This is a genomic window from candidate division WOR-1 bacterium RIFOXYB2_FULL_36_35, from assembly GCA_001771505.1.
GTDB lineage: Bacteria > Margulisbacteria > WOR-1 > XYC2-FULL-46-14 > XYC2-FULL-37-10 > XYB2-FULL-36-35.
Genome location: MEUA01000017.1, coordinates 38,106 through 64,708 on the forward strand (window position 1 = coordinate 38,106; position 26,603 = coordinate 64,708).

A 26,603-nucleotide genomic window follows, 5' to 3' on the forward strand; every position below is an offset into this window, starting at 1 on the left:
ATGACAAATTTCATTGTGCCAGACAAACATGCCAAAGCTTTAGATGTAATGTCTTCCGCTGAAAATTATAATAATTGGATATATCAGAAGATAACGCCGTATGTGGGAGATACAATCTTAGAAATAGGTTGTGGTATAGGGAATTTTACAAAATTTTTAATAAAGAAAAAAGAGCTGACTTGCGTGGATATGATAGAAGAGTGTATATCCAAATCCAGGAGAAAATTTAGTAACAGCGATAATATTAATTACATTTGCGGTGATTTTTTGGATGAAAAAGTATTAAATAGTTTGCCTCAAAATAAATATGACACAATAATCTGCTTAAATGTTCTTGAACATATAGAAAAAGATTTTGATGCCTTAAAAAAGATGTTTTATCTTTTGAAAAAAGGAGGAAATTTGATTCTTATTGTTCCTGCCCTGCAGCAAATTTACGGATCGCTGGATGAGGCTTTGGGACATGTAAGGCGTTATGATAGAAATTCTTTAAAACAGCATTTAAAATCTGTAGGGTTTAAAATGACCGCTTTGGAATATTTTAATTCTATCGGTATATTTGGTTGGTATATAAACGGTAGAGTTTTAAAGAAGAAAAATTTATCTTTATTGCAGACTTTGCTTTATGACAAGATCTTCATACCGGTTTTATCAAGAATTGAATCTTTCCTTTCTCCTTCTTTTGGAATGTCCCTGTTGGCTGTATCTAAAAAAGAGTAATTATCATTTAAAGTGTACGATGTCAGTTTTGGCAAACGTTCAAAATAAACCCCGATTATGATACTTGGGGTAAAAGTTTTTTTGGCAGGAGGAAAGTTCGTCTGTTTGAGTCCCGATAGCGAAGCTATCGGGACGAGTTACGAACTTTCCGGATGACAACAAAAACTTTTATTGGACAACCGAAATACCCCGAGCGTAAGCTCGATGTTGTTTATTTTGAAAAACTGACAAGTTGCTTTAAAGTTTATTGATCAAAATATGCAATTAATCTATAATTAGGCACATGACAATGCTAAATTTTGGGGATGAATTTTTTGCCGTCGAACAAATGACCGCGCGGATGGTTAATAATATTAATGGGGTGGTCATAGACGGGTTATCTTTAAATGTTTATATATATGTGATAATTTTTTTTCTTGTCATATCCTGGCTTCTATTTGAATTTTATAAAAAGATTCCTTTTGATTTTATGGATTTAGGAAGAAAAACGTTGATTTTGATGTTTGTTTTTTGGTCATTAATGGAAATTAAATCGACTTTAAATTATATAAGTTATGCGCAGGACGATTTCAGGCTTTTTTCATATAAAACATTGGACCAAAAAAGAATGGAGACACCTACCGAAGGTCTTTACAAATTTGCTAAACTGGTGGAAGAAAAAACTCCAAAAGAGGCGAAGATAAAATTCTTTATTTTAAACAATGATGATTTTATAAAGATAAAACTGAAATATTATTTAGCTCCGACACATTTTAACCAGGTTGAATCATTGGAGGCCGCAGAATACATAGCAGGTTACGGAGTTAATTTTATGCCAAAAAATATTTTAGGAGCAACTCCATATGGATGGGTGGCAAAAAGATGATGATTTTAGCGGTATTATTGCCGACAGTAATAGGTTATTTAATAGTTTGCGCTGTTTATAAACAATCGATTTCTTTTATTGAAAAAGTTGCCCTTGGATTTTTGATAGGGACATCATTTATGACTTTACAAATGTTTGTTTATTCTCTTGTCGGAATAAAGTTTGGAATGCTGTGGATTTCTTTGCCTTGGTTTCTTCTTTTGCCTTTAATTATATTTGCAGATAGAAAAATCTCTTTTAGCTTTAATGGCTGGAAACAGATAGAGCTTCTTTTGCTTTTACTTGTTTCCATGAAAGTCATTTATGTTTTTTTTGAGGCTTTAATAAAACCTGTTTTTGGATACGATGCCATATGGAATTTTTCACTTAGAGCAAAAATCTTCTTTTTTGAAAAGATGATTCCATTTGTTAAACTGAATCCATATTTTTTGGGGGATGGCATGAAGAATTATCCTCCACATCTTCCCCTGCTTGAGGCATGGACTTATATAACTATGAACACATGGGATGATGTTAAAATGAAAATAATATTTCCTCTCTATTTTTGTTCGCTACTTATTATTTTTTATAAGGCTTTATTGCGGGAAAAAAACAGGGCACACAGCCTCTTTTTTACTTTTTTGCTTTCTTCTTTTCCGTTGCTAACATATCATGCGACTATTGAGTATGCGGATTTTATTGTCGGGACTTATTTTTTGGGCGCAGTTATTTATTTATATGAATTTTTTAAAGAGGGAAAGACTAAACATCTTTTTATCTCCGCTTTGTTGGCCGCGAGTTGCGGATGGATAAAGGAAGAAGGATTGGTTTTTTATTTTATATGTTTTTTTGTTTTTTTCGCATACAATAAATTTAAGAATTTAAAGAATCTGGGGATTTATCTGATCCCTTTTTTTGTTTTTATTTTTCCTTGGACTTTGACCAAAAAAGTTTTGGGATTGGAATTGGGAAATACGCATGAAACTATTTTTAAATTTGAAAAACTTTTCAATTTTCACCAGGAGGCTATATGGAAAATAGCTTATAAAACTTTCCTGACGGACAACTGGCACTTATTCCCAATAACAATGATTGTTTTTTTGGTTTTTTATTATAGAAATGTCATAGCTACAAAAAAAAGATATATTTTGGCCTGTTTTGTTTTGGCATGGCTGTTTTTTATCTACCTTTATTTGTTCACTTACAACTGGGAAAATATTATGAATGATATTATTTTAAGTAGAAATTATCTGACTTATTTCCCCATAGGCTTGTTTTTAATGGCGTTGACCTTTTCTTTTTCTTCTTTTGCTCCTAAAAACCGCACAGAAAAATATGCAAAGTAGTTGACGAGATAAAGTCATCGTAGTACAATCGCGCCATAATGGAAGTCTTGTTGAATTTAAATCGATTAATTTTGCTTTTTATTTTTGTAATAAGTGTAACCTTGTTTTTTTATGTTTATAGCAAGAAAAACCGTTCCCCGAAAATGGTCGGTTTTCTATTGTTTTCGACTTTTTCTTTTTCTCTGTGGATATTATGTTTTCTTTTTATTTTATTTGCGCCCAATCATTTTTTTATCTTGTTTTTTGAAAGGTTTGCCGTTTCTATTTTTGCTTTTTTAGCTTTTTTATGGGTTTATTTCTCTTTTGTTTTTCCGGAAGGAATGGTAACGGGGAAAATCTCTTTGTTAGAAAGGGTATTAATTGCATCTCCGGCTCTGTTTTTTACCTCAGCTTCTTTATTTACTAATTGGATAATAAAAGATCTTGTTTTATCCCCATATTCTTTTTCGTTGCCTTTGCCTTCATTTGGAATGATGTATTATTCTTATGTTTTCTATTTGGTTGTTTATTTTATGTGGGGAATGATTAATTTAGCTTTAAAGTTTTTCAAGAGTGAAAAAATTGAAAAACTTCAAATTTTATATGTGTTATTTGGAACGGCAATAGCTTTTCTTGGAGGATTTCTAATAAAATTAGTTATTCCTGTTGCTGGAGTTTATGATTTACATGTAATAGAGCCTTTATTTGTTTTAGTTGCATTGTTTTTTATTTCGTATGCGGTTGTTAATAGTCAGTTTTTAGATATAGAAGATTTTTTGCTGAAAGGGTTTGGCATTGTTTTTGCAATAGGTTTGCTTGTTGCCACTTTTTTTTCTTTAGTTGCTGTAAATTTTAGTTTTTTGCTTACTTTTTATATTATTGCAATAGACCTGTTTTTTGTCTTTTCTATCCTTTTGAAAAATTGGAGAGGAACATCCAATCGTTCTTTTGCCTTGTTTGCTTTAAGTGTGGCTATTTGGACGTTTTCTATTTATATGTATGGGATAGCAAGCGATCCCTTGGATGCTTTGTTTTGGATTCGTGTCTCTTTGTATTCTGCCTCTTTTCTGCCTGTGCTTTTTGTTTGTTTTGCAAGAGTCTTTCCTAGAGAAGAAGAGATAAATGTTTGGGAGTGGACGACATTATTTGTTCCTGCAATAACGTTTGCTATGCTCTCTTTTTCTCAGTTGCTTATTGTTGATGTCAATACTCGTCCATGGGGATATAACCTTGTTTTAGGAAAATGGTTTGTGTTGTTTGCTTTTTATTTTATTGTTTCTGTAATATATGCATTGCATCTTCTTTTGAAAAAATATTTTAATTCGTCAGGAGTAATTCATTTGCAAATCGGATATTTGTTTCTTGGGTTCTCTTTAGGGTTTGTTTTTACATGTATAACAAATATTGTTTTACCTTTGATTGGAATTTCTTCCTTTGTTATTCTTGGGCCGTATTTTACTTTAATTCCTATTGTATTTTTAGCTTATGTTATTGGGCGTTATAAATTTATGGGATTGGAATTGGCTCTTCGCAGAGGGACAACGTATGCTTTTGTTACAATGCTTATGTTTGGTTTTTATGTGTTGGCAGGCTTTGTGGCGGAGTGTTTTTTTAGGAGAGCGCTTGGTAGCAATTCTATTTTAATCTCTATATTCTTTGCTGTTTTTATAGCATTGGTTTACCAGCCTCTCACCATATTGTTTTTTAATTTGAGTAATCGTTTTTTTGTTATTTCAAGATATGATTATCGCTCAATTTTGCACAGGGTTACCTCTACAGTTACGGGCAAAACTGAGCTAAAGGATTTATTGCGATTTATTGTTTCAATCCTTTTTGAATCTATGGGGTGTGCCAAGATTTCCTTGTTGATGCCTGATAAAACCAGGAAAAAATATGTTTCTGTCCCTATGGAACTAGACAAATGGGAAAATTTTTATAAGAATATTGAAATTGAAAAAAGCGGCTCTATTGTGAAATGGCTGGAGGATTATAAAAGGATTCTTTCCCTTGAAGAATTGGAAGATCGTATCTTGCGCAACCAATCATTTGCTAGCGAATTTGGAAAAGGAAAAGATTTTTTTCTTGATTTAAGAGATAGCATGAAAAACTTGGAGATAGAAGTTTTTGTTCCTATTATTTATAAAAATGAATTTAAAGGAATTATAGCATTGGGGCACAAACTTTCTAATGAACTTTATACAAGTGAAGATTTATCTCTTTTGCATAACATTGAAGGGCAGGTTGCAATTGCCCTTGAGAATATAATGCTTCATGAAGAAAATGCGGCCTTAAAAACAGAAATCGGCAGAAAAGGTTTGAATTGAACGTCTAAATACCTTTTTTCTCATGTCTTTGCTAATTTTCAGCCCCGATTATAATAATCGGGGTTAAGCTGGATCCCCGCTTTCGCGGGGATGACAAATTGCAAAAACTGTCATTACTCAACAGTCCCATAATAGAGATAATATCATTATAGTCTATAAAAGAATAAATTGATCATGTATAATACTGGGCAAGAACATGCTTGAATATTTAATAAGTATCCAGAGCGTTTTTTTATTGTTTGCCTTTTTTTTAAACCTTGCTTTAAGTTTAACCATATACTTGAAGGATAGAAAAAACGAGGTAAATCGTTCTTTTTCTGCCATGCTTTTTGGCATTGCTTTTTGGACTGGAAGTTTATTTGCTTTTCTTTTGGTTAAGAACTTAAACTGGATTCTTTTTGTTAGAAGACTAACCCCAATAGGATCTTCTATTTTAGTCGGTTATTTCTTGTATTTTTCATTTTTGTTTCCCAACAGGCATGTTCCATTGCCGCGAATACAAAGATATTTAATGCTTGCGCCAGGATATGTTTTTTCGACTTTTTCGATTTTAACTCCTTTCATGATTAAAACTATCAGAGTTTTTGATTTAAATTATCCATTTTTGGGAATGCCTGAGTTTGGTTTTTTGTATAAAATATATGCTATTTATTTTGTCGCTTATTTTATTATAGCTATATCTGTGTTGACCTATAAGTATATAAGAGGGGTGGGCAAAGAACGCGTGCAGCTTTGGTATGTTCTTTTTGGTACGGCTTTTGCGGGTGGTGGAGGAGTTGTGTTGAGCCTTTTCTTGCCGCTTCTAAACATACCCTATTTTTTTACTTTAGGGCCTATTTTCAGTTTAATTCTCGCAGGGTTTATTTATTATGCAATTGTAAAACATAAACTTTTGGGAGTTGAAGTCTTTCTTTCCAGATGGTTATACTTTGTATCCTTATTGATCATAGCTTTAGGCAGTGTTTTGGTCGTTCTTTATGAAGGGCCTGCTTTTTTGCCGGCTTTTTATTTAATCTTAACGCAAATTGTTTTAGGCGCCATTATTTTATTTAAATATTCTAAGAGCAAACTTAATACTTCTTTTATAAACAGGATTAATGTTTTCTTTGCTCTTTTTGTTTTTTGCTGCTCAGTATTGAGTTATTTTGCTTATATGGTTACAAGCAGAAATTTATCAGGATTAAGCTTTTATGACAGGTATATTTTTGTTGTTGTTTCCTTGCTTATGTCATTTTTTATGTATTTTTCTTTTATCTTTCCTTCGCCTAAACGAGAATTTAGTTATGTTAAACGTATTTTTGTTTTTTCTTTCCCTGTAATAACTTTGTTTTTTACCACGTTTAATATGCTTATTAAGTATGTAGAGGTGCACAATCGCATAATTACTCCTGTTTTTGGAGGGGTTTATATAGTTTTTGTTTTTTTTGTTTTGTTTTATTTCTTAGGAAGTTTATATAATCTTGTAACTAGTTACAACGCATCAAAAGGCATTGAAAAAAACCAGATTAGATATATGTTTGTAGGAATAGGTTTTGCCTTTGGCTTTCTTATGATTACTAATTTTATTTTGCCTTGGTTTGGTTACACCCATTTTGCAGTTTTTGGCCCGTATTCTACATTGTTTTTTATTGGTTTTACCTTGTATGCAATAATGAAACACCGCTTAATGGGCGTTGAGATTATTATCCAAAAAAGCATTATTTATTGTTTTGTTGGGTCAATCATTATGGGGATATATGCTTTGATTATTTTTATTTCAGAGAATTTTTTTGAAGAGGAGTTTGGCTTTATTACAATCTTAATTTCTGCTGTTTTTGCTTTGGGTATTGCTGTTGTGTTTCAACCGACAATAAGCTTTCTTGAAAATTTTACAGGCAAGTTTTTTCTTAAAGGACGTTATGATTATCAGAAAAAGATTCGCACCGTCAGCCAGGAAATTACAACCCAAATTCGTTTGGAAGATTTAACAAAGCTGATTATTTCAACTTTTATTGACGATATGAAAGTCTCAGTAGCTTCTTTGTTATTACTGGATAAAGCCAAAAAGAAGTTTTATGCGGCGCCGCTTGATTATATGAAAACTGAAAAAAAATATAAAAACCTTGAAATTGATGTTAATAGTTCTCTTGCTGAGTGTTTAAGGACGGTTAAAGATGTTATTTCTTTGGATGAGCTTAACGATGAAATAGCAAGGAAGAAAACATATTATGAAGAAGGGGAGCTTAAACTTAAAAGTTTATTAAAACTAAAAGAAGAAATTGACAAATTTGGTGGAACACTTTGGATTCCAATAATGTTAAAAGAAGAATTGGTTGGGATTATATTCCTGGGAGATAAAATATCAGGCGATATATATACAGTTGAAGATATAGAACTTTTAACTGTTCTTGCAGGACATGTTGGTATAGCCATTGAAAATACTGCAATTTATGAAGAAGTGTTGAGCGTTAAAAATTATATTCAGGATATTTTGGATGCAATGGTCTCAGGGGTTTTAACTGTTGATGTTTATGGTCGAATAATTACTTTTAATCCTATGGCGGAAAAAATCACAAAACTGTCGGGGAAGGATATCGTTGATAAAGATTTTAAAGAGGTTTTTTCCGCTAAAAGCGCCATGCGACAGACTATAGAGGCAACTCTTCATAATAGATGTTTTAGTAATTTTGAGACGAGTTTGGTATCCAGCGAAGGCAATCTCATTCCTGTCTCTTTAAATAGCACCTTGCTTAGAAATGCTCAAGGCAGAAAAACTGGCGTACTTATTGTACTATCTGACCTTACTGAAGTTAAGATTTTACAGGACAAGGCTCGCCAGGCTGATAAAGTAAGCGCATTGGGAACGATGGCCGCCGGAATGGCCCATGAGATAAAAAATCCTTTATCTTCTATGAAAGTTTTAGCTCAACTTTTGCCGACAAAGTATGATGACCTCGATTTTAGAGAGAAAATTATAGAAATAATGCCTAGAGAAATAAATAGAGTTGATAGAATAGTTGAATCTTTGCTTGGGTTTGCTCGAGCTACATCTCCTAAATTTATTCCGCTTAATTTGAATCAATTAATAGCTCAAAACATTGATGCTTATAAAGGACAAGTAAGTGAGTCAAAGATTGATATTGTTACCAATTATGGAAGGATTCCGCAGATATCCGGAGATCCTGATCAGCTTATGCAAGCTTTTTCTAATTTTTTATTAAATGCTATTCAGTCTATGGATGCTGGTGGAAAACTAACAATTTCTACAACAGAAGGACGAAGAGTTGAAAATATATTAGAAACCGTTAGAATCGCAATTTCTGATACGGGGCATGGAATACCTCAAGATATAATTAAAAAACTTTTTGATCCTTTCTTTACTACAAAATATGCAGGAACCGGACTCGGCTTAACTATTGCACATTGTGTAATTGATAGCCATAGAGGGACAATAGATGTTGTTTCTACTGTTGGAGAAGGAACTACATTTATTATCGATTTACCGATAAAACAGGAAAGCAATATGTAAGTCGGAGAAAATAGGAAGTGCTATGAGAGAGCAAGGGATAATAAAGAGAGTCGTTTCTAAGGATATAGTTGAAGTAGCGCTTCAAAGAAGTGGTGGTTGCGGGCGTTGTGGCGCTTGCAAAGTTTTATCCGATGGCTTTTTTGGTGTTGAAGCTATTAATAGTATTGGGGCAAAGATTGGCGATAATGTTATTTTGGACATTGAATACAATAATTTTATTTGGTTTTCTGCCATTATATATATTTTCCCTATAATTCTTTTTGGTTTTGGATATTTTTTAGGAGAACTTTTTGAAAGTGGGATAATTTTTGCGTTTCTGTTTTTGATTGTTAGTTTTATTTTGATGTATTTATACGATAAAAAAGCCTCAGATAAATTTTCAAAAGCAAAAGTTGTTGCCTTGTTGCAAAAATGATTATTTTTTTATCAAAAGCTTATTTATAAGACCAAACTTGTTTTTTGTGCCATAAGAGAGCCATATGGACAACAAATAATGAACCCCGATTATTCACGCCAGAATCAATAATCAACAAATTGTCAAACATTTACTCGAGGGATGAATAATCGGGGTTAATAATCGGGGTTTAGCTTACATTGTTGCGGCTATGTTATAATAATGTCATGCAAGAAGATAAAGATAAGGTTGTTTGGAAGCCCGGGACTATGGTTTATCCTGTCCCTGCAGTTCTGGTTTCCTGTGGGGATAGACCTGATAATTATAATATAATTACAATCGCATGGACAGGGACAATTTGTTCGGAGCCTCCAATGACTTATGTCTCTATTCGACCCCACAGGCATTCTCATGGAATAATCAAGAAGACGGGCGAGTTTGTAATTAATTTGACAACAAAAGAACTTGTTTATGTTACTGATCTTTGTGGAGTTAAGTCGGGACGTGATATCAATAAATTTAAAGAATTTCATTTGACACCTGTAAAAGGAGAGCATGTCAAGGCCCCTTTAATCAAAGAATCTCCTGTGAATATAGAATGCAAAGTGACAGAGGTTAAAAAGCTTGGAACTCACGATATGTTTATTGCAAAAGTTATGTGTATTCATGCGGACAAGAAATATATAAGACGTGACGGGAAGTTTGATTTGCGAAAAGCGGATCCTATTGCGTATTCTCATGGCAACTATTACGCATTGGGCAAGTATCTGGGGTTTTATGGATATTCAGTTACAAAGAAAAAAAGAAGGTAACTAATATTCGGAGTTGGTGGAGGATGTATTTCCTGCTATAAGCTATAAGCTATCAGCTACTCGGGCGAGTGGCGGAACTGGCAGACGCACATGACTTAGGATCATGCGGGGCAACCCTTGGAGGTTCAAGTCCTCTCTCGCCCATAATAGCTTATAGCTTATAGCTTATAGCTTATGGCTAATGGCTTATGGCTAATGGCGTTAATGTTAAAAAAGTTGTCTGAATTTGTTGGGCGTCTCTTATGGCTTGATTGTTTGTATGCTATAATATTTTTGAGTTTAATTGATAGCTATAGGCTATTAGCTATACAAGCGGGAGTAGCTCAGTTGGTAGAGCGCAACCTTGCCAAGGTTGAGGTCGCGAGTTCGAGACTCGTCTCCCGCTTTTATTTCCTCTGAAATTCCACGATTTTTCTCTCGAAGAATAAATATAGAGGTTATGCAAAATTGATTTTTAAAAAGTTAGTCTCATTTTCAATGAATTCTACGGTGGATAAAGAAGCTGCCAGTTCTCTGCTGATTAAATTTGAACGATTGGATACATCTTCACCCACAGCTGTCGATAGATTTATTCAAGATGTACAAAGAGTTGGCTTTCCTTTTACGAATACAGTGCTTAAAAAAGTCCTTTTAAATAGTAATGTAGGAGATTCAGAACATCCTTTTAGAAAATTATTAAGAAGTCAGATTACTCAGTCTTCGGCGGCATCAGGACTATCTGATGATAGATTATTGAGGTGGGATGATAATGTTGCCGCAGAATTTAGATCTATTTTCCCGCCGGATGAATTTGAAGTTGTGTATCACAAAGTTTTATTTTTTGAAGAGTATGCTTTAAATGGTCGAGGTATGCCTACAAGAGATTCAAATGACTGGTATAAGATAATTTTTGAAAAAATTATAGAAAAGAAACTTAAAGCTGAGGGATATGTTTTATTGCTTAAAAAATTGCTTGCAGTTGCCATGCAAAAAGGTAAAGAGGCCCAATTTTTGAATGTTGTTCGGAGATTGTTTCATCCTATGATTTGTGCTCAAGTTGAAAGCGCTCTCTATCAAATTCTGAAAACTCTCCCTTCGCGGGAAGAGGTCGAAGCTCAACGGGCTAGAGACCTTGCTACAGTCTTAGCAGAAGCTAGAAATACATTGGAGAGAGACCGTGGGAGAGGTGGTGAATTATATATATCAGCAGGAACTACTACTGATAGTATAATAAATTTAGCGCGACAGTCACTTGAATTTGACGGATGGACATTCCTTAGAATTGAAGATGGTGGGAGAGAGGGAAGGTTTTTAATAATGAGACCTTCTACTCAAGCAATAAGAGAACTAATAGAATGGCGAGAAGAAGAACTTTATAGAAGGATAGATATGGAGATTAAAGCTAAAAATCGTGTTCCTAGGCCCGGGGATTCGGTAATTGATTTTTTGCCTGGTTTTTGGGAGGTTCGTGTAGGCGTTCTGGATTATAGCAATGAAATGATTGAGACTGTAATACAAAAGTTGAAAAGAGACTCTTTTTATAGGTTTTTGGATTTCGAAATTGATGAGGGAGTTGAGTATATGCAATATAAGTTTTTGATAATTAAAAAGCCTAGCTTTTGATGCTGTCATGTTTTTGTCGAAGAACCCTGCGACTGAACCCTGATTATCATAGTTGGGGCGGTTTTCTAAGATTTAAAGGTGAATTTTGCAACAGTCCCCTTAAATAACTTCTATCTCGGGCTTGTTGTGTAATGACAGTTTTTGCAATTTGTCATCCCCGCGAAAGCGGGGATCCATCTTAACCCCGATTAGGATAATCGTGGTTAAATAACTTGTATTTCTTTATGCTTGGTCTCTATCTTTGAGATCAAATCATCCAGCATTCCAAAATCTTCTTTTTTAGGAATCCCTTTTATAATGACCGGATCTATTATTTCAACTTTTAAATTATTAACCATCCCTTTTAACTGGTCGACCATTCTTCCCCCCCACCCGTAAGAGCCGATAATAGATATAAATTTGGTTTTGGGTCTTAATGCGTTGACTAAATATGTCGCGTAAATTGCCAGGGGATGGGGGCCTGCTAAAACCGTAGGTGAACCTATGATAATGGTTGTGGCATCAACAAGCGCCATCGCAAGCTCTCCCAAATCCATCTTTGCAAGATCAAAGGGTTTTGCTCTTATCCCTCTTTTTTCAAGATTTTCGGTCAGATAATCTGCCATTATCGATGTACTCCCATGCATTGAAACATAAGGGATAACTACTTCATTTTTTGTTGTGTCGGAAATCCAGTCTTTATAGGCATCGATTATAAATGAAGGCTTTGTATATACAGGCCCATGGCTTGGGCATATCATCTCTATTTCCAGATCCTTAATCTTTTCCAGGTTGTTTTTTATATTGGTTCTAAAAGGCATCATAATTTCTGCATAATATCTTTTTGCTGAATTATATACATGTTTTTCGTCGTTTATGAATATATCTCCTATCCCTATGTGTGAACCAAAAAAATCACAAGAAAACAGAATTTTATCTTCTTTTATATATGTAGACATGGTTTCCGGCCAGTGTACCCAAGGAATATAAATAAACTCTAATGTTTTTCCTCCGATAGAAATTGTCTCTCTGTCATTTATCGCAATAAATTTTTCTTCAGGAATAGATAGATGGTCAATTAACATAACCTTGCATTTTGGATTTGTTACAACTTTTGCCTCTTTATAAATTTCTAGGATTGTCGGAATAGATCCTGAATGGTCCTGTTCACAGTGATGAGAGACGATATAATCGATGTGGTCTATTTTTAGTTTTTTTAAATTTTCTATTAAGATTTTTTCTTTTGAAGGATCGACAGTATCTAAAAGGGCTGTTTTTTCACTCCCTTTTATAAGATAAGCGTTATAGCTTGTCCCGTCGGGGAGGGGGATTAATTCATCAAAAAGCCCTCTTTCGGAATCGGGAGCTCCTACATAATGTATATCTTTTTTTATTTCTTGTTCTTTCATCTCTATATCACCTTTTCAAATTGAGATTTATCCGCTCCGCAAACTGGACATACCCACGTATCCGGAATCTGCTCAAAAGCGGTTCTTGGGGATATCCCACCATCAGGATCTCCTTTTTCAGGGTCATAAACATATCCGCAAACTTTACAAACATACTTATCCATTTAAATCACCCCTATATTAAATAGTTTACAGTATTAAATTGGTTTTTTAAATATCTTTTTTCGTCACGCTATGATCTTTTTGGGAGGATAATTTATCTTTTTTGATAAAGTTTCTTCATCAGTTTATTTATGGTAAGTGTGTTTATAACATCTTTTTTTTCTATCCATCCCCGCCTCGCCATCGAAACTCCAAACTTCATATTTTCAAGAGAAAAAGTTGCATGGGAATCTGTATTTATTGCGAATAAAATCCCCATCTCCTTTGCCATTTTGATATGCGTATCTTTTAAATCAAGCCTTTTGGGATGGGCATTTATCTCCATAAAAGTTCCCGTATCAGCGGCCGCTTTTAACATCTCTTCTACATTAACATTGTAAGGTTCTCTTTCGTTGATAAGGCGTCCCGTGGGGTGGGCCAGAATGTTTACATATCTGTTCTGCATGGCTTTTATAATCCTCTTTGTCATTTTATCCTGCGGCATTTTAAAGACGGAATGGACAGCGGCCAAAACGACATCACACTCTTTAAGTATCTCGTCTTTAAAATCAAGATATCCATCAGGAAGGATGTCTACTTCAACCCCCTTTAATACTTTTAATCCTTTAATCCTTGCATTTATCTTGTCAATTTCTTTAAAAGCTTTTAAAATTTCTCTTTCTGTTTGTCCGTGGGCTATTCTTTGTGATTTTGAATGGTCGGTAATTGCAATATATAAATAACCGAGTTTTTTGGCGTATTCTGCCATCTCTTCTATGGGGTTTTTTCCGTCGGAATGTTTGGAATGCATCTGCAGATCGCCTTTTATATCGAATAACTCGATCAGCCTCGGGATCTTTTTGTCTTTTGCTATTTCAAGCTCATCTTCTCCCGCCCGCAGTTCAGGAGGAATATAGTTAAGTCCCAACGCCTCAAAGAGTTCTTCCTCGGTTCTTCCCGCAATCTTTTTGTCTTTTTTAAAGAGGCCATACTCTGAAACCTTGAGTCCTTTTTTTATTGCAAGCTCCCGTATTTTTATATTGTGCTGTTTATTCCCCGTAAAATAGTGGAGGGCGGATCCGAATTCATCGGGCTTTAAAACCCGCAGATCAGCCTGCATGTCATTGTTTAAAATTACGGATGATTTTGTCTCTCCTTTTGCCAGAATTCTTTTTACTTGCGCAAGTTTTGTAAAATAATCCATCACTGCTTTGGGTCTCTCCGAAATTACGAGAATATCTATATCTCCGATTGTCTCTTCCCTTCGCCTGAGAGAGCCTGCAACTGTAAGCTTTTTTATCTCTTTTAAGTTTGCAAGCTGTAAGGTAAGCGTTTGTGCGAGTTCATCCGCGTCTGAAATCAAAAAACGGCCATGGCTCCTCTTTTTAAGTTCTATCCCTTTTTTAATATTCTCTTGTTTTTTCTCTTTAAATCCCGGCAAATCTTTCAGAAAACCTTTTTTGATCGCACGTTCAAGATCGTCCATGGAATTAATCTTGAGCTCTTTGTGAAGTTTCATTGCTGTTTTTGGTCCCATACCGGGGATGTTAATGAGAGCAAGAAATCCTTTGGGAAATTCTTTCAATAAGTCCTGATGTTTTTTAACTTTCTTATGTTTTATATACTCTTCAATTTTATGCGCAATCGATTCTCCTACACCTTCCAGTTCTTTTAGACCTTTTAATCCTTGTTTTTTGTAGATTTCATCAAGATGGTGGGGGAGGTTCTCAATATTTCGCGCGGCGTTTTGATACGCGTGGATCTTAAAACGATTCTCCTCTTTTAACTCAAGAAGTTCAGCGATTTCCCAAAATATTTTGGCAATTTCGTTGTTTTGCATATATTCTGCTTAAAATATTAGCATAAATTTGGATAAAAAAAGTGTGAAATATATTAAAAATTTGTTCGAAATAAAACTATAGGAGTGAGATTAAAAAATGTTTAAAAGAAAAGTTGTTTCGTTTAATTTATCAAAAAGTGTTTCTCGTGAAGATTTACGAACATTATTGGCAGATGTGAAGAGGGAACAGGCAAATCCATCTGATGGATTAATAAGCAGACTGCAAAATTTCGGTTTTCCTCTTATAAGAACTCGCCTTATTCAAGCAGTTAATAATGGATCTATTGAATCTATATTGAAAGGTCAGTTGCCAAGAGAGGCATCAGCAGTAAATCAGGGTACAGTAAGTGGAACAGCGAGCGCCCAGCCTGTATCTGCTGTAGCTGGCAGTTTGCCTAAGATTGAAACTCCGCAGATATGGTTTTTGATTCAAACTAGAGATATGGAGAGTTTTGATAGCTCTGCTTTAAATCATTTAAAGGCTTTTTTAAGGTGTTCTACTTTTAGCACAGATATGGAATTATTAAGATTTTATTTGCCTGATAGAGTAACAGGGCAGGTTGAAAGAATTGATATATCATCATCAGATCCTTCCCAAGAAACTTCTATATTGCTTTCTGTTGACTCTCTTTTTTCAATATATCTTACTTCAACCCGTTTTTCCAAGAGAATTGTTGTTCCTGTTCTTTCTTCTAATTTGCTGGCTGAATTTGGAACTAGACTTGCAATGTTTACCTCTCAACTTCCTGAAGGGACAATTTGTGCTCCTTTGATGTTTAGAAACTGTGTAGGAATTCCTCCAGAAATTTCAAGACTTCGAGATCTTAGGGTGGATCCTAACAAGGGTGGAAAAAGTTTAATAGGTAGCGGAGATATGGATACTAAGATGTCTAATGTGGTTAAGGAGCTTAGAAGAATAACTGATCGTTGGTCTGAACCTGTGCAGTCGTATAGCTTTGAAGATATTTAAGAGATGGAAAAGGAAATAAGAAATCAAAAAGTGCTTATTTTTCTAAGTATTTTTTCTCCGAATAATGTGGCGCTTTGTGGCCCATCGGCTGTTATAATGTTTCCGTCTTTTTCTACTCCTCTCCCTGTATAAATTGCTCCTTTGCTCTTTATAAGATCGGCAACACCTGAAAAAGATGTCACCTTTTTATTTTTCAAAATTCCTGCCGTTGCCAAAATTCCTACGGCCGCGCAAATTGCTCCTAAGACCTTATTCTTTTCCAGAGCCTCTTTTACGATTTTGTGCGCTTCCTGATTGTCAAAAAGATTGTATGATCCAGGGCCGCCGACAAATATTACAGCGTCGTATTCCGCGACATTTAAACTTTGTAAATTTATATCTACGTTCGTCTCCATTCCGAGTTTTCCTATAGCTTGACCTGTTTCTGTTGAAGCGGTAATTACTTTAATGCCATTGTTTGTTAATACTTCTTTAGGGTTTTTGTATTCTTCGTCTCTAAATCCTTGTTTTGCTATAATTATAACTGCTTGTTTCATGGTTAATCTGTCTCTTCCTGATATTTTTGTTTGTGATTTAAGTTTGCTAAAGGAGTTTTGTTGTTTATTTTTGTAGCGTCCCATACATTATATGCCCAAAATAGAATGATAAATATAATTGCAATACCAAATGCGATAAGAAAAACTTCACCGGAAAAAGCCAGAGTTACATATAGAAGGGTAGGGATACCAAAATAAAAGGTCAACATGAATTTGAGCCCTTTTTCTGTCTCCCCCTTTAATATTTGCCCTGAACCTACAAAAAAAGCCGAAAAAAATCCTAATGCGAGTTTCATTGTTTTGAATTAGATTATACCTTATTCACGGCGTCTTGACAAAACGTTTTAGTGTGTGTTAGCCTTTATACCTGATCTAATAATCTGGATTTGAATATTTAGGAGGATAATATGGCAAAAAATTTAATGATAAGGGGTCTTACTCTTTTAATTTTAATTTTGTTAATCTCTGGTTCTTGTTATGCGGAGGTAAAGTTTAAAGATCTTCCTGCCGATCATTGGGCGGCAAGTTCTGTTTATGATTTAGTCCGTTTAGGTGTAACGAGTGGTTACCCTGACGGTACTTTTCGCGGGAAAAACAATATTACAAGATATGAAACGGCAATTCTTATCGCCAAGCTTGCGGAGAAACTTCCGGAGATGGATGTTACAAGCATTCAATCTGAATTAAACAGCCTCAAAAATGAAATAGCAAAGGTTCGTAAAGGTGGGAGTATTCCAATTACAGGTGAGTATGAAATGTTTTCCAAAGTGTCAAATCTTTTGGCAACCGGAGGAGTCAACGGCCGCGGGCCAATTATGGTTTATCGTTTAAAAACCAATATTGATTATGATCTCAACGATTCAACCAATTTAAAGGTTGGGTTTGATACCATGGATTCCGGGTTTGACGGAACTACCAGAGATTTGGCAAAAGAGATTATTGATGTTGTTGGGACGGTCAAAATTGATCCTGTAGATACAATCCTTTCTGATTTTGGTCTTGAAAATAATCTTGATTTGACATTTGCAATGGGGCCTGGGAATATTCGGCACGTTGATTCTACCGGTTTTATCCCTTCTGAAACCGGATATACATATTTGAGGCCGGATTCCGGGGTGTATGTGGGGACAAATTTGTTGGGATTTGATGTTTTAGGTGGGTATAAACAGGCGTTAAAAACCAATGCCGGAGCTTCTTTAACCAGCGATTTTACAGGATCTATTGCTTATAATTTGACAGGTGTTCCATTATTAGAAGTACTTAAGGTCAAAGCCAGCGGAGATTATCTCCAAAAGCATGGAACTGAAGGCGTAGAGACAAGAGGGATAATTGATCTTGCTACTTCTATTTCAGATAATATTGGTATAAAAACAAAATTGGGGCTTACTTCTACAGATTCTAAAGGATGGATGGTGGGGGGAGAATTGTCAGTTGCTAATGTTTTAAATAGTGGAACCAATGTGGTGTTCAAAGGATCAAAAGTGGGGGCTTTATTTATACCCAGCTCTTTTGCTGCTGAAGTTTTTGATGCTGCCGGATTTGATTTCTTTAACAGACCATTAGAATCTTCTACTGTTAACTTTGGTGGTTTGGTTTCTCAAAAATTGGGGGATAAGCTTGAATTTCAAGGTAAAGGCGATTTAAGACTCTCTCCTGATTATGGGTATGGATCAGACAAAGCTAAGTCCAGGGCCACAGGTCAGGTCGGTTTTGCATACGAAATAGCGCCGCTAACTACCCTAGATACTTTTTATCGCGTTGAGCAAGATCCTACAGTCGGAGAGACTACAGATCTAGCTGCTATGGGGTTAATTTATAAGTTTTAGACGGTTTTGATAAACTGTAATTTTAAGGCTTTCGCACCCTTCGACAAAGCTTGCCCTGAGTTTATCGAAGGGCTCAGGGTGACATTTCGCAAAATCTAAACCGATTATAGATATTAATCGGCCTTAACGCTAAAATTTGTTGTTATCTACCTTTAAAAATTTTTGATGTGAATTACAATATTATAAAATTAAAAATTTTAGATTCAACACAAGATGAAGCCAAACGCAAAGCCTTTAAAGTGGATGAGGGGACTGTGGTTTGGGCTGAAAAACAGACTATGGGGAGGGGTAAACCTGGAAATAAGTGGTATTCTCCTAGTGGGGGGCTTTATTTTTCACTTATTTTAAAACCTACAAAACCTGTTAAAGATATTTTATTTATTACTAAACTTGTAGCGGATGTTGTTGTTGATCTTCTTTCCAAATATAATATTACAGCTGAGATTAAATTGCCTAACGATGTTTTTGTGGCAAATATGAAAATTTGCGGTATTTTGACGGAAAAAACAAAAGAGGGGCTTATCATAGGAGTTGGCATTAACTTAAATATTTTAAGTTTTCCAGAGGGGTTTCTTGCAACTTCGGTTACATTGTTGACAGGTAAAGAGATAGATCCGGAAATTTTTTTAAACCAATTTTTAGAGCTTTTTGATTTAGCCTACTGTCATTAACCCCGATTATTCATACCGTAAGTAATGTTTGACAATTTGTTGGTTATTGATTCTGGGGTGAATAATCGGGGTTAATAAACTTTTTCTTGACATATTGACACAATATGTTAATTTATAAATTAAATGCTGATTTGTAAAAAAATAATTTGTCTATGAATTATATTTTTTGGATAGGAATAGTAGCTGCGGTATTAACAACGAGCGCCTTTTTACCTCAGGTTATAAAGGCTTATAAAACAAAGCATACAAAAGATATCTCTTTTATGATGTGTATTGTTCTTTCCGTTGGTTTAATTCTTTGGTTGGTTTACGGTATATTGCTTTTTTCTTTGCCTATAATTTTGGCAAATTCTGTAACATTATTGTTGATTGGATATTTAATTTACTTAAAAATTAAATATGGTTAATCCTAAGTTTTTGGAATGATAACAAATTGGCAAATAGGGGGTTGTTTGTATGAAGAAAATTGTATTTTTGTCTCTTTTTGTTTTTTTTATTTCTTTGTTGGTTGGGTGTTCTGGTGGTGGATCTTTGGAGTATAAGTTTACAGAAGATGTTATTAAAGTTCTTAATCTTTCTGACTATGCTTTATCCGGATTTGGACAGGGGAATTATACCTTAAAAGAAATTGACCAGATGACAGAAGAGAGAAGTGGAAAGATAAAAGAAGCAAAGGACAAAATCTCAGGTTATTTACATTCAAAAGACCCCTATGTTAAGGAAGTTGCTGAAAAAATTTATAACGCTTTGGATATTGTTGTTGAGTCAAGATTGCGAATGAAAAAACTTGAAAAAGATCAAGATTCCGGCAAAGTGGATTATATGGAGTTCTTTGAGATTAGCGATAAAGAGATGGCAGCGCAAAGTAAGGCGTGGGCATCGTTTGACGCGTCCATAGTTTTATTAAACAATATAATATCCAAAGTCTCTCCCGAAGAGAAATCTTCATTGTTAAAAGAGGTTGATAAATTTCCTTTTGATACATTTGAAAGCAAGCAAAATGAAAGATTTGGCTTGGTAGCAGGGGATTTAGAACATCGTTTGAATGTTTTTAATGCTTATAAAAAGTTGAGAAGTTTATTACAGTAATTTGATAGTGACAAATAAAAGGAATAATTTCGTAAACATTGAAAATGGACGTAATTAAAGTTTCAAAAATTATAAAATCAAAACGCAAAACTATTGCTATTGAAATAAATAAAAAAGCTGAAATTGTAGTAAAGGCGCCTTGCAACGTACCCGATGAAATTGTTTGGGATTTTGTAAATAAAAAAATAGAATGGATTAAAAGAAAGCAGTATTTAGTAAGGCAGAGGAATAATTCAAAAATTCAAAGAGAGTTTGTTCAGGGGGAAGGATTTCTTTATCTTGGGAAAATTTATAAATTAAATATAGTAACTGATCTTTCATCTCCTTTTGAATTTAAAGAGGACTTTTTTTTGTCTTCAAGTTATGTTGATTATGCAAGGGATTTGTTTGTTAAATGGTACAAAGAGAATGCCCTTTCCGAAATAAAAAAAAGTGTTGAGCAATATGCTTTTTTAAGAAACTTAAGATATAAAAAGGTCAGGCTTTCAAGTGGTCGATGTCGTTTAGGATCTTGCAGTGCAAAAGGGAATCTTAACTTTAATTGGCGTTTGATTATGGCGCCACAAGATATTATTAATTATGTTGTTGTCCATGAGCTAATGCACCTTGTCGAAAAAAATCATTCAAAAAGATTCTGGCATAAAGTTTCTGAATTATTTCCCAACTTTAAACAGGCAAGAAAATGGCTGAGAGATAACGCTTATTTGCTTGATATATAATAAATTATTGCTTAGGCCTATCGTTCTCCTCTACAAATTTTCTTATCTCTTCTACGTGATCGAGAATCATTTTTGCCTTTGTAATTCCAAATGAAAATGGAAACTTTTCATCTTCGCTTCTTTTTAAAACAAGAAGAGGTTTTCCCTTATATTCGGATCTTTCTGCTACCATGATATTTGCTCCTTTTTATTTTTTAAATTACTATACCATGGGACAACAAAAAATTCGAGTGAAATTTTTGTTTACAGATAAACGAAAGATCTTATTTATCAGGGGTTTATATATGACACAAATAGAGTTCCGTTTTAAACCGGTAAATCAGGGGATTTGTGATGGTTTTTTGTTAAAAAGATTTTCTGAAAGTCCTAAGTCTTTGTGTGTTCAGATGAAAAAAAATATATACGGAGAAAACGAACTTGATTATATTAAGTTTTATTTTCATCAGTTGAAGTTTTTGGATAGTTTGGGAGTTTTAAATAGAAGAACAAGGCTTTTTAATGTTCTTTCCGGTTTTGATCTCTTTCCGGGGTATTTTGTTGATCAGATGTGGACTTTTGATAGGAGGATAGATGGAACTGCCATCCATAATTTTTTTGAGGATTTATGCCGGGCAGTCAATAGAATGGGAGTAATAGATGAGCCAGGAAAAGAGCTACTTTTAGCGGATAAATTGTTTAAGGGTTGCAAGATAACGCATGAAAGAGCTAATGTGTTAGAACAAGGCTTTTTTGATATTTTAAATAGATTTGTAAGGCCTTTTGATGTTATTTTTCTTAGATTTACTATAGGATATCTTTTGGGGTGGGGGACAGATTCCTGTAGTGTAAAACGATGGGTAGATGAATTAATTGAGAAAGTTCCCGTGAATACGAATTTTGTTGTTATTGATTGTAAACCCAAAGAACCATATCTAAATTTTCCGGAAGGCTTGGCAGCTTACATGTTAAAAAGCAGGAGATTTAGAAATTTGTTTAGTGACGATTATATTAAAGCTTTGGATGAAATTAATTTAAAAGCCACCTCTTTTACAAACCAGAGATATGTAAGATTAAATATGGATAAGATGGATATTTCTCTTTTGCTGGGAGGAAGCCTTGCGGCCTTAAGGAAAGTGTATTAACTTCGATTATTTACGTCAGGGAACTGTTGCGTAATGGTCATTCCCGTGAAAACGGGAATCTATTTCTCAAAAAACAAGATGGATCCCCGCTTTCGCGGGGATGACAAATTGCAAAAACTATCATTACGCAACAAGGCCGTCAGGATCAATAACCAACAAATATTTACTCGAGGTATTAACCCCGATTATCCTAATTGGAGTTTATAATCGGGGTTAATTTACATGACTAAAAATCTGGAATGCATTAACCGCTTATTGCTATATTGTTAATTAAAAGGGTGGGGCTTCCTAGGTTTGAAGAGGAGGGGAAAAATTCTAAATCGTCACCTATCGTTTCGATTGAATTTAATAGCTCAAGTAGGTTTCCGGCGATTGTTATTCCCCGAACAGGAAATGTTTTTTCTCCGTTTTCTATCATTATGCCTGCGGCTCCGATTGAAAAGTCTCCGGAAATAGGGTTGATGGTATGCATTCCCATAACACGTGTTACAAATAATCCATTTTTGATTTTAGATATAATTTCTTGAGGGCCTATTTCTCCCTCTTTTATAAAAATATTAGTCGGCGCCACATCGGGGAGAAATTTATAGGATGCCCTTTTCCCGTTGCCTGTTGATTGTTTCCCTTCTTTTTTTGCTGTGTAATTATTGTGCAAAAATTGTATAAGTTTCCCGCTTTCAACCAGAATTGTTTCTTGTGTGGGAGTCCCTTCATCATCAAAAGGGCTGCTGCTTAATCCGTTTTTCATTTTCCCATCATCAATAATATGTAAAATAGAAGAACCAATATTTTGGTTCATTTTTTTCGCTAAAAGGGATTTCCCTTTTTGCGCTTCATCTGCGGAAAACAAATGAGAGATTGCTTCAAGTAATTGCGCTCCAACTTTAGGGTCAAAAACAAGAGGGATTTTTTGCGGGGATATTGTTTTTGCATTTAAAAGTTCACATGCTTTTTTGGCCGCATTTGTTCCTACTTCTTCACTTAAATTTTTATCTATATCTTTTATGATTTTAAAATAAGATCCACTTTCTTGCATTCCGTTTTCTTCTGCTATTATGTCGCACATAAGGCCATAATAGTTGGCATTGTAAGATGAATTGATGCCATTTGAATTTATAATTGTTGTTTTTGTTTGGGTCTCGATATAAGATGTTTTTTCTGTTTTTTTAATCCTTTTGTCTTGTTTGTATGCAAATTCTTCTGTTTTTAGTGCTAAAGTTATTTTATCCTGAGTTGCAAGTTCTTCTATCTCTCTATTATAGGTTTTAATATTTTTAAATTCTTTTGGTAACAGAGAAATTGTTTGATTTTTATCTTCATGGCTGTTTTCCGCGTTTGATATGGCTTCTTCCAAGATTGTTTCAAGATCATCTTCATCAAAATTAGTTGTATAGGCAAAGCCCATCTTATTGTTTTTTATTACACGAAAGGAAATGCCGCCTTCATAGGAGTTGTCCATTGATTCAATGTGACCGTTTAAAATATCTATGGATGTCAAGTAAGATACTGTTTTAAATATTTCTATTTCTGACTCTTTTTGCTTTGCTAATGTTAATAGCTTTTCCATTTTTTATAGGGCCTGGATTGCTGTTATTACTGTTATATTGATAATGTCTTCTACTGAGCAACCTCGTGATAAGTCGTTCACAGGTTTTTTTGTCCCTTGAAATATAGGGCCTAAAGCTACAGCTCCGGCTAACCTTTGGGTTAATTTGTAGCTTATGTTCCCTGCATCAAGATCAGGGAATATCAAAACATTTGCTGTCCCAGCGACGGGGCTTTCCGGAGATTTTTTATTTGCTATCGATTTAATCAAGGCTGCGTCTGCTTGTAGTGGTCCGTCAATAAGTAGATCTTCATTCATTTTTTTGGCTATTTGTGTGGCATTTGTTACCTTGTCAACATCAGGATGGTTGGCAGATCCCATAGTTGAGAAAGATAGCATGGCTACTTGAGGCGTTGTTCCTATTAATTTTGAGAAAGACTCAGCTGTTTGTATCGCGATTTGAGCTAATTCTTGCGAGGTAGGGTTTGGCATAACACCGCAATCAGCGTAAAACAAAAGTCCTTCTTCTCCAAATTCTTTATTTTGCAAAAGCATAACAAAAAAACTTGATATTATGGAGCTGTTTTCTTTTGTTCCGACGCATTGAATTGCTGCTTTTATTGTATGTGATGTTGGATGGTTAGCGCCGGATACCATGCCATCTGCTTCCCCGCAATCTACAAGCATGCCGGCAAAAAAAGGATAATCTGTGGTTAATATTTCATAAGCCTTTTCTTCTGTCATTCCTTTTTTTTCAAGTTTAATCTGAAATTTTCTTGCAAATTCTTTGATCCTTGGATAGTTTGCAGGAACTATGAACTCAATGCCTGTTAAGTCTATGTTGTTTGCCGCAGCATTTTCTTTAATTTTGTTTTCGTCACCAATTAAAATTATTTTTGCCAATCGGCTTTTCGTTATAAGCTCTGAAGCTTTTAATATTCTAATATCTTCTGATTCGGGGAGGGCTATTTTTTTTGTTGATCGTTTAGCTTTATTCCAAATGTCTTGTATGAAATCCATTTTTCCCTTCTTTCTTTGTTTTTTGATCCCTTGAATTACTTTAAGGGCCTTTCTCTCTTTTGTTGTTATTGTATTTTATGTAAGAGCTTTTTGCAAATCTTCTTTAGTATATATCCCTTTATCTCTTAAAAAAGGGATCATTTTCATCCATAATTGATAGGTTGTTTCAACGTCTCCCAACGCCCGATGCTGGTTTAAACCTTTAATCCCGAAATAGGATGCGACGGTGTGTAATTTGTGGTTAGAAAGGTTAATAAGATATTTTCTTGATAATTTAAGAGTGCAAATGAGGATGTTGGAGAATTTTTTTTTGCTGTGATGTTTTAAAAAAGGGATATCAAAATCCGTGTTATGCGCGACAAGCATATCATCTTCTATAAAACTTAAAAACTTAGGGGCTATTTCCTCTATTTTTGGATGCTCTGCTACCATTTCTTGGTTTATTCCTGTCAGTTGTTCAATTTGCGGGCTGATTTGAGATTTTGGATTAATCAGGTGGTTAAAAATATCTTTTATCTCTCCATTTTCTATTTTAAGCGCGCCTATTTCTATTATTTCGTTTATTGACGGATCAAGTCCTGTGGTTTCTATATCTACAATAACATATTTTTCTTTTTCAAGTTGAACTATATGTTCCCTGGCTCTAGAAAGAAAAGGAAAAAGTTTTTCCAATCTTTGAAATTCTCTGTCTTCAAGTAGATCTTGCATAAATTAAATTATACGATGTCTGTCAAATTTTGTTTAATTATATTTCTTTTGGGGGTCAAAAAGTTTTTTGAGGAAAAATATTCATATTCTCCGGGAGACAAAGTTCCAAGTGTTATATTTTCGATTCTAACTCTTTTTAAAGTGATTACATTGTTTTTGACTGCCGATACCATTTTTCTGATCTGTCTTTTTTTCCCTTCTCTTAGGATAATATTAAATTTTTTATTGGTGATTGTTTTTAACTTTGTTGGGAGTGTTTTTCTCCCATCTATTATAATTCCGTCCTCAAGTTTTTTGATTTCCTGATCAGACAATTCTTTTTCAACTGTAACCTCATATTCTTTTTCATGTTCATATCTTGGATGCATTAGTTTGTGTGCAAGTTTTCCGTCATTTGTGAGGATTATTAATCCTTCAGATTCTTTATCAAGGCGACCTACGGGATATAGCCGGGCAGGGATATTTTTTATAAGATCAAGTACTGTTCTTTCTCCGGTATGTCTTTTGCATGAACTTATGTATCCTTTTGGTTTATAAAGTTTTATGTAGATTTTCTCTTCCTGTTTTTGAATATTTTTGTTATCAATTATAATTTTGTCTTTAGATGGGTCTATTTTTGATCCCAGTTTTTTTATGATTTCTCCGTTTACTTTTACTTTGCCGGAGGTAATAAGTTTTTCCGCTCCTCTTCGCGAGGCTATTCCGCATTCGGCAATATATTTTTGAAGACGTACTTCTTGTGGCATTAAGGTTTGTCTAACTCACGGACTTTTTGAATAAAACCCAAAGCATTTTTTACTTCCTGCATATCCTGCCATGTTAACCATTTTGGCGATCCCTTTTCTTTCCTAGGGTTGCGAAGTAAATATGCCGGATGAAAAAGAGGCATGACATCAATGTCTGTTCCGGGAAGTTTTCTCCATTTTCCTCTTATTTGCGTTATAGGTTCATCTATCTTTAAAATAGCTTTTACAGCCGGAGTCCCGGCAAGTAAAATGATTTTGGGCTTTATATACTGGAATATCTGAGCCTGAAGATAGGGAGCGCATGCCTCTTGTTCGGAGGCGAAGGGGGCTCGGTTGTCTGGCGGCCTGCATTTAACTGTATTTGCTATATAGATATCATCGGGTCGTTTAATGCCTACAGATTCTAGAATTTGCGTTAATAACCTCCCAGCCCTTCCTACAAACGGAAGCCCTTGAATATCTTCGTCAGCGCCGGGGGCTTCACCGATAAGCATTAAATCACAGGGTACCGGACCATTGCCAAAAACTACTTTTGTGCGACCCTGAGATAAAGGACATTTAGTGCAGCTTTGGCAAATCTTTTCAGCTTCATTATAGGGAAGGTTACTAAAATCAGTCGGTTTAGAAAAAAGATCCATCTGCTTCAAATTGTATCAAATGAAAGATTTTTGTGCAATATGGGCTTTTGCGTTAATGACAGTTTTTGCTATTTGTCATCCCCGCGAAAGCGGGGATCCATCTTAACCCCGATTA

Annotated in this window: 25 protein-coding genes and 2 tRNA genes; 17 read left to right on the forward strand and 10 right to left on the reverse strand. The window is 34.7% G+C overall.

All coding sequences use genetic code 11. From position 1 onward, the window contains the following. The 10 genes from A2290_05365 to A2290_05410 all read left to right on the forward strand — a co-directional run bounded on the left by A2290_05365 (position 1) and on the right by A2290_05410 (position 11,529). Entirely contained in the window at positions 1-720 is a 720-nt protein-coding gene (locus A2290_05365) for a hypothetical protein (GenBank protein OGC15751.1), read from the forward strand. A 289-nt stretch (positions 721-1,009) separates the two neighbouring features. Beyond that, positions 1,010-1,585: a hypothetical protein gene (locus A2290_05370; protein ID OGC15752.1), complete on the forward strand. Its 576-nt coding sequence runs from the start codon at positions 1,010-1,012 to the stop codon at positions 1,583-1,585. After that, positions 1,582-2,910, forward strand: a complete 1,329-nt coding sequence (locus tag A2290_05375) for a hypothetical protein (GenBank protein OGC15753.1) — start codon at positions 1,582-1,584, stop codon at positions 2,908-2,910. The genes A2290_05370 and A2290_05375 overlap by 4 nt, the downstream gene beginning before the upstream one ends. Positions 2,911-2,948: 38 nt before the next feature. Further along, positions 2,949-5,213 carry a hypothetical protein gene (locus A2290_05380; GenBank protein ID OGC15754.1) on the forward strand — a complete coding sequence of 755 codons (2,265 nt, stop codon included), beginning with the start codon at positions 2,949-2,951 and terminating at the stop codon, positions 5,211-5,213. A gap of 196 nt (positions 5,214-5,409) precedes the next feature. Continuing rightward, positions 5,410-8,721 carry a hypothetical protein gene (locus tag A2290_05385; GenBank protein OGC15755.1) on the forward strand — a complete coding sequence of 1,104 codons (3,312 nt, stop codon included), beginning with the start codon at positions 5,410-5,412 and terminating at the stop codon, positions 8,719-8,721. 22 nt (positions 8,722-8,743) lie between these two features. Continuing rightward, complete coding sequence (locus A2290_05390; GenBank protein ID OGC15756.1) at positions 8,744-9,136, forward strand: hypothetical protein; 393 nt, start codon at positions 8,744-8,746, stop codon at positions 9,134-9,136. A 206-nt stretch (positions 9,137-9,342) separates the two neighbouring features. Then, positions 9,343-9,927, forward strand: coding sequence for a flavin reductase (locus A2290_05395; protein ID OGC15757.1), 585 nt, complete (start codon positions 9,343-9,345; stop codon positions 9,925-9,927). Between the two features lie 62 nt (positions 9,928-9,989). Then, positions 9,990-10,071: transfer RNA gene (locus A2290_05400), tRNA-Leu, on the forward strand. Positions 10,072-10,239: 168 nt separating this feature from the next. Then, positions 10,240-10,312: transfer RNA gene (locus A2290_05405), tRNA-Gly, on the forward strand. A gap of 62 nt (positions 10,313-10,374) precedes the next feature. After that, complete coding sequence (locus A2290_05410) at positions 10,375-11,529, forward strand: hypothetical protein (GenBank protein ID OGC15758.1); 1,155 nt, start codon at positions 10,375-10,377, stop codon at positions 11,527-11,529. Positions 11,530-11,732: 203 nt separating this feature from the next. Here the strand turns inward: A2290_05410 and A2290_05415 are convergent, their stop codons facing one another. The 3 genes from A2290_05415 to A2290_05425 form a co-directional block, all read right to left on the reverse strand. Further along, a complete protein-coding gene (locus A2290_05415; protein OGC15759.1) occupies positions 11,733-12,917 on the reverse strand; it encodes an MBL fold hydrolase in 1,185 nt (394 codons plus the stop codon). A 2-nt stretch (positions 12,918-12,919) separates the two neighbouring features. Beyond that, positions 12,920-13,081: a rubredoxin gene (locus A2290_05420; protein OGC15760.1), complete on the reverse strand. Its 162-nt coding sequence runs from the start codon at positions 13,079-13,081 to the stop codon at positions 12,920-12,922. A 92-nt stretch (positions 13,082-13,173) separates the two neighbouring features. Then, positions 13,174-14,898, reverse strand: a complete 1,725-nt coding sequence (locus A2290_05425) for a hypothetical protein (GenBank protein OGC15761.1) — start codon at positions 14,896-14,898, stop codon at positions 13,174-13,176. A 97-nt stretch (positions 14,899-14,995) separates the two neighbouring features. On the opposite strand from A2290_05425, the gene A2290_05430 reads away from it, so the two are divergent. Further along, the gene (locus tag A2290_05430; protein ID OGC15762.1) at positions 14,996-15,868 is read left to right on the forward strand and encodes a hypothetical protein; all 873 of its coding nucleotides are present in this window, start codon (positions 14,996-14,998) and stop codon (positions 15,866-15,868) included. 23 nt (positions 15,869-15,891) lie between these two features. Here the strand turns inward: A2290_05430 and A2290_05435 are convergent, their stop codons facing one another. Then, positions 15,892-16,404 (reverse strand): hypothetical protein, encoded by a 513-nt coding sequence (locus tag A2290_05435; GenBank protein OGC15763.1) that lies wholly within the window; start codon positions 16,402-16,404, stop codon positions 15,892-15,894. Between the two features lie 2 nt (positions 16,405-16,406). Beyond that, positions 16,407-16,700 (reverse strand): hypothetical protein, encoded by a 294-nt coding sequence (locus A2290_05440; protein OGC15764.1) that lies wholly within the window; start codon positions 16,698-16,700, stop codon positions 16,407-16,409. Positions 16,701-16,811: 111 nt separating this feature from the next. Here A2290_05440 and A2290_05445 point away from each other — a divergent pair, with 111 nt between their 5' ends. The 6 genes from A2290_05445 to A2290_05470 all read left to right on the forward strand — a co-directional run bounded on the left by A2290_05445 (position 16,812) and on the right by A2290_05470 (position 21,830). Next, positions 16,812-18,230: a hypothetical protein gene (locus tag A2290_05445; GenBank protein OGC15765.1), complete on the forward strand. Its 1,419-nt coding sequence runs from the start codon at positions 16,812-16,814 to the stop codon at positions 18,228-18,230. A 167-nt stretch (positions 18,231-18,397) separates the two neighbouring features. Beyond that, positions 18,398-18,901, forward strand: a complete 504-nt coding sequence (locus A2290_05450) for a biotin--[acetyl-CoA-carboxylase] ligase (protein OGC15766.1) — start codon at positions 18,398-18,400, stop codon at positions 18,899-18,901. A 152-nt stretch (positions 18,902-19,053) separates the two neighbouring features. Then, positions 19,054-19,308: a hypothetical protein gene (locus A2290_05455; protein ID OGC15767.1), complete on the forward strand. Its 255-nt coding sequence runs from the start codon at positions 19,054-19,056 to the stop codon at positions 19,306-19,308. Positions 19,309-19,357: 49 nt separating this feature from the next. After that, positions 19,358-19,990 (forward strand): hypothetical protein, encoded by a 633-nt coding sequence (locus A2290_05460; GenBank protein OGC15768.1) that lies wholly within the window; start codon positions 19,358-19,360, stop codon positions 19,988-19,990. A gap of 44 nt (positions 19,991-20,034) precedes the next feature. Further along, the gene (locus A2290_05465; GenBank protein OGC15769.1) at positions 20,035-20,709 is read left to right on the forward strand and encodes a metal-dependent hydrolase; all 675 of its coding nucleotides are present in this window, start codon (positions 20,035-20,037) and stop codon (positions 20,707-20,709) included. A gap of 170 nt (positions 20,710-20,879) precedes the next feature. Next, complete coding sequence (locus A2290_05470; GenBank protein ID OGC15770.1) at positions 20,880-21,830, forward strand: hypothetical protein; 951 nt, start codon at positions 20,880-20,882, stop codon at positions 21,828-21,830. Positions 21,831-22,074: 244 nt separating this feature from the next. On the opposite strand, the gene A2290_05475 is transcribed toward A2290_05470, so the two are convergent. The 5 genes from A2290_05475 to A2290_05495 all read right to left on the reverse strand — a co-directional run bounded on the left by A2290_05475 (position 22,075) and on the right by A2290_05495 (position 26,488). Then, positions 22,075-23,397, reverse strand: coding sequence for a hypothetical protein (locus A2290_05475; GenBank protein OGC15771.1), 1,323 nt, complete (start codon positions 23,395-23,397; stop codon positions 22,075-22,077). Between the two features lie 3 nt (positions 23,398-23,400). Next, complete coding sequence (locus tag A2290_05480) at positions 23,401-24,396, reverse strand: phosphate acetyltransferase (GenBank protein ID OGC15772.1); 996 nt, start codon at positions 24,394-24,396, stop codon at positions 23,401-23,403. 75 nt (positions 24,397-24,471) lie between these two features. Next, complete coding sequence (locus A2290_05485; GenBank protein OGC15773.1) at positions 24,472-25,104, reverse strand: hypothetical protein; 633 nt, start codon at positions 25,102-25,104, stop codon at positions 24,472-24,474. 8 nt (positions 25,105-25,112) lie between these two features. After that, positions 25,113-25,850, reverse strand: a complete 738-nt coding sequence (locus tag A2290_05490) for a hypothetical protein (protein ID OGC15774.1) — start codon at positions 25,848-25,850, stop codon at positions 25,113-25,115. After that, positions 25,850-26,488, reverse strand: coding sequence for a hypothetical protein (locus A2290_05495; protein OGC15775.1), 639 nt, complete (start codon positions 26,486-26,488; stop codon positions 25,850-25,852). The genes A2290_05490 and A2290_05495 overlap by 1 nt, the downstream gene beginning before the upstream one ends. Positions 26,489-26,603: the final 115 nt, after the last annotated feature.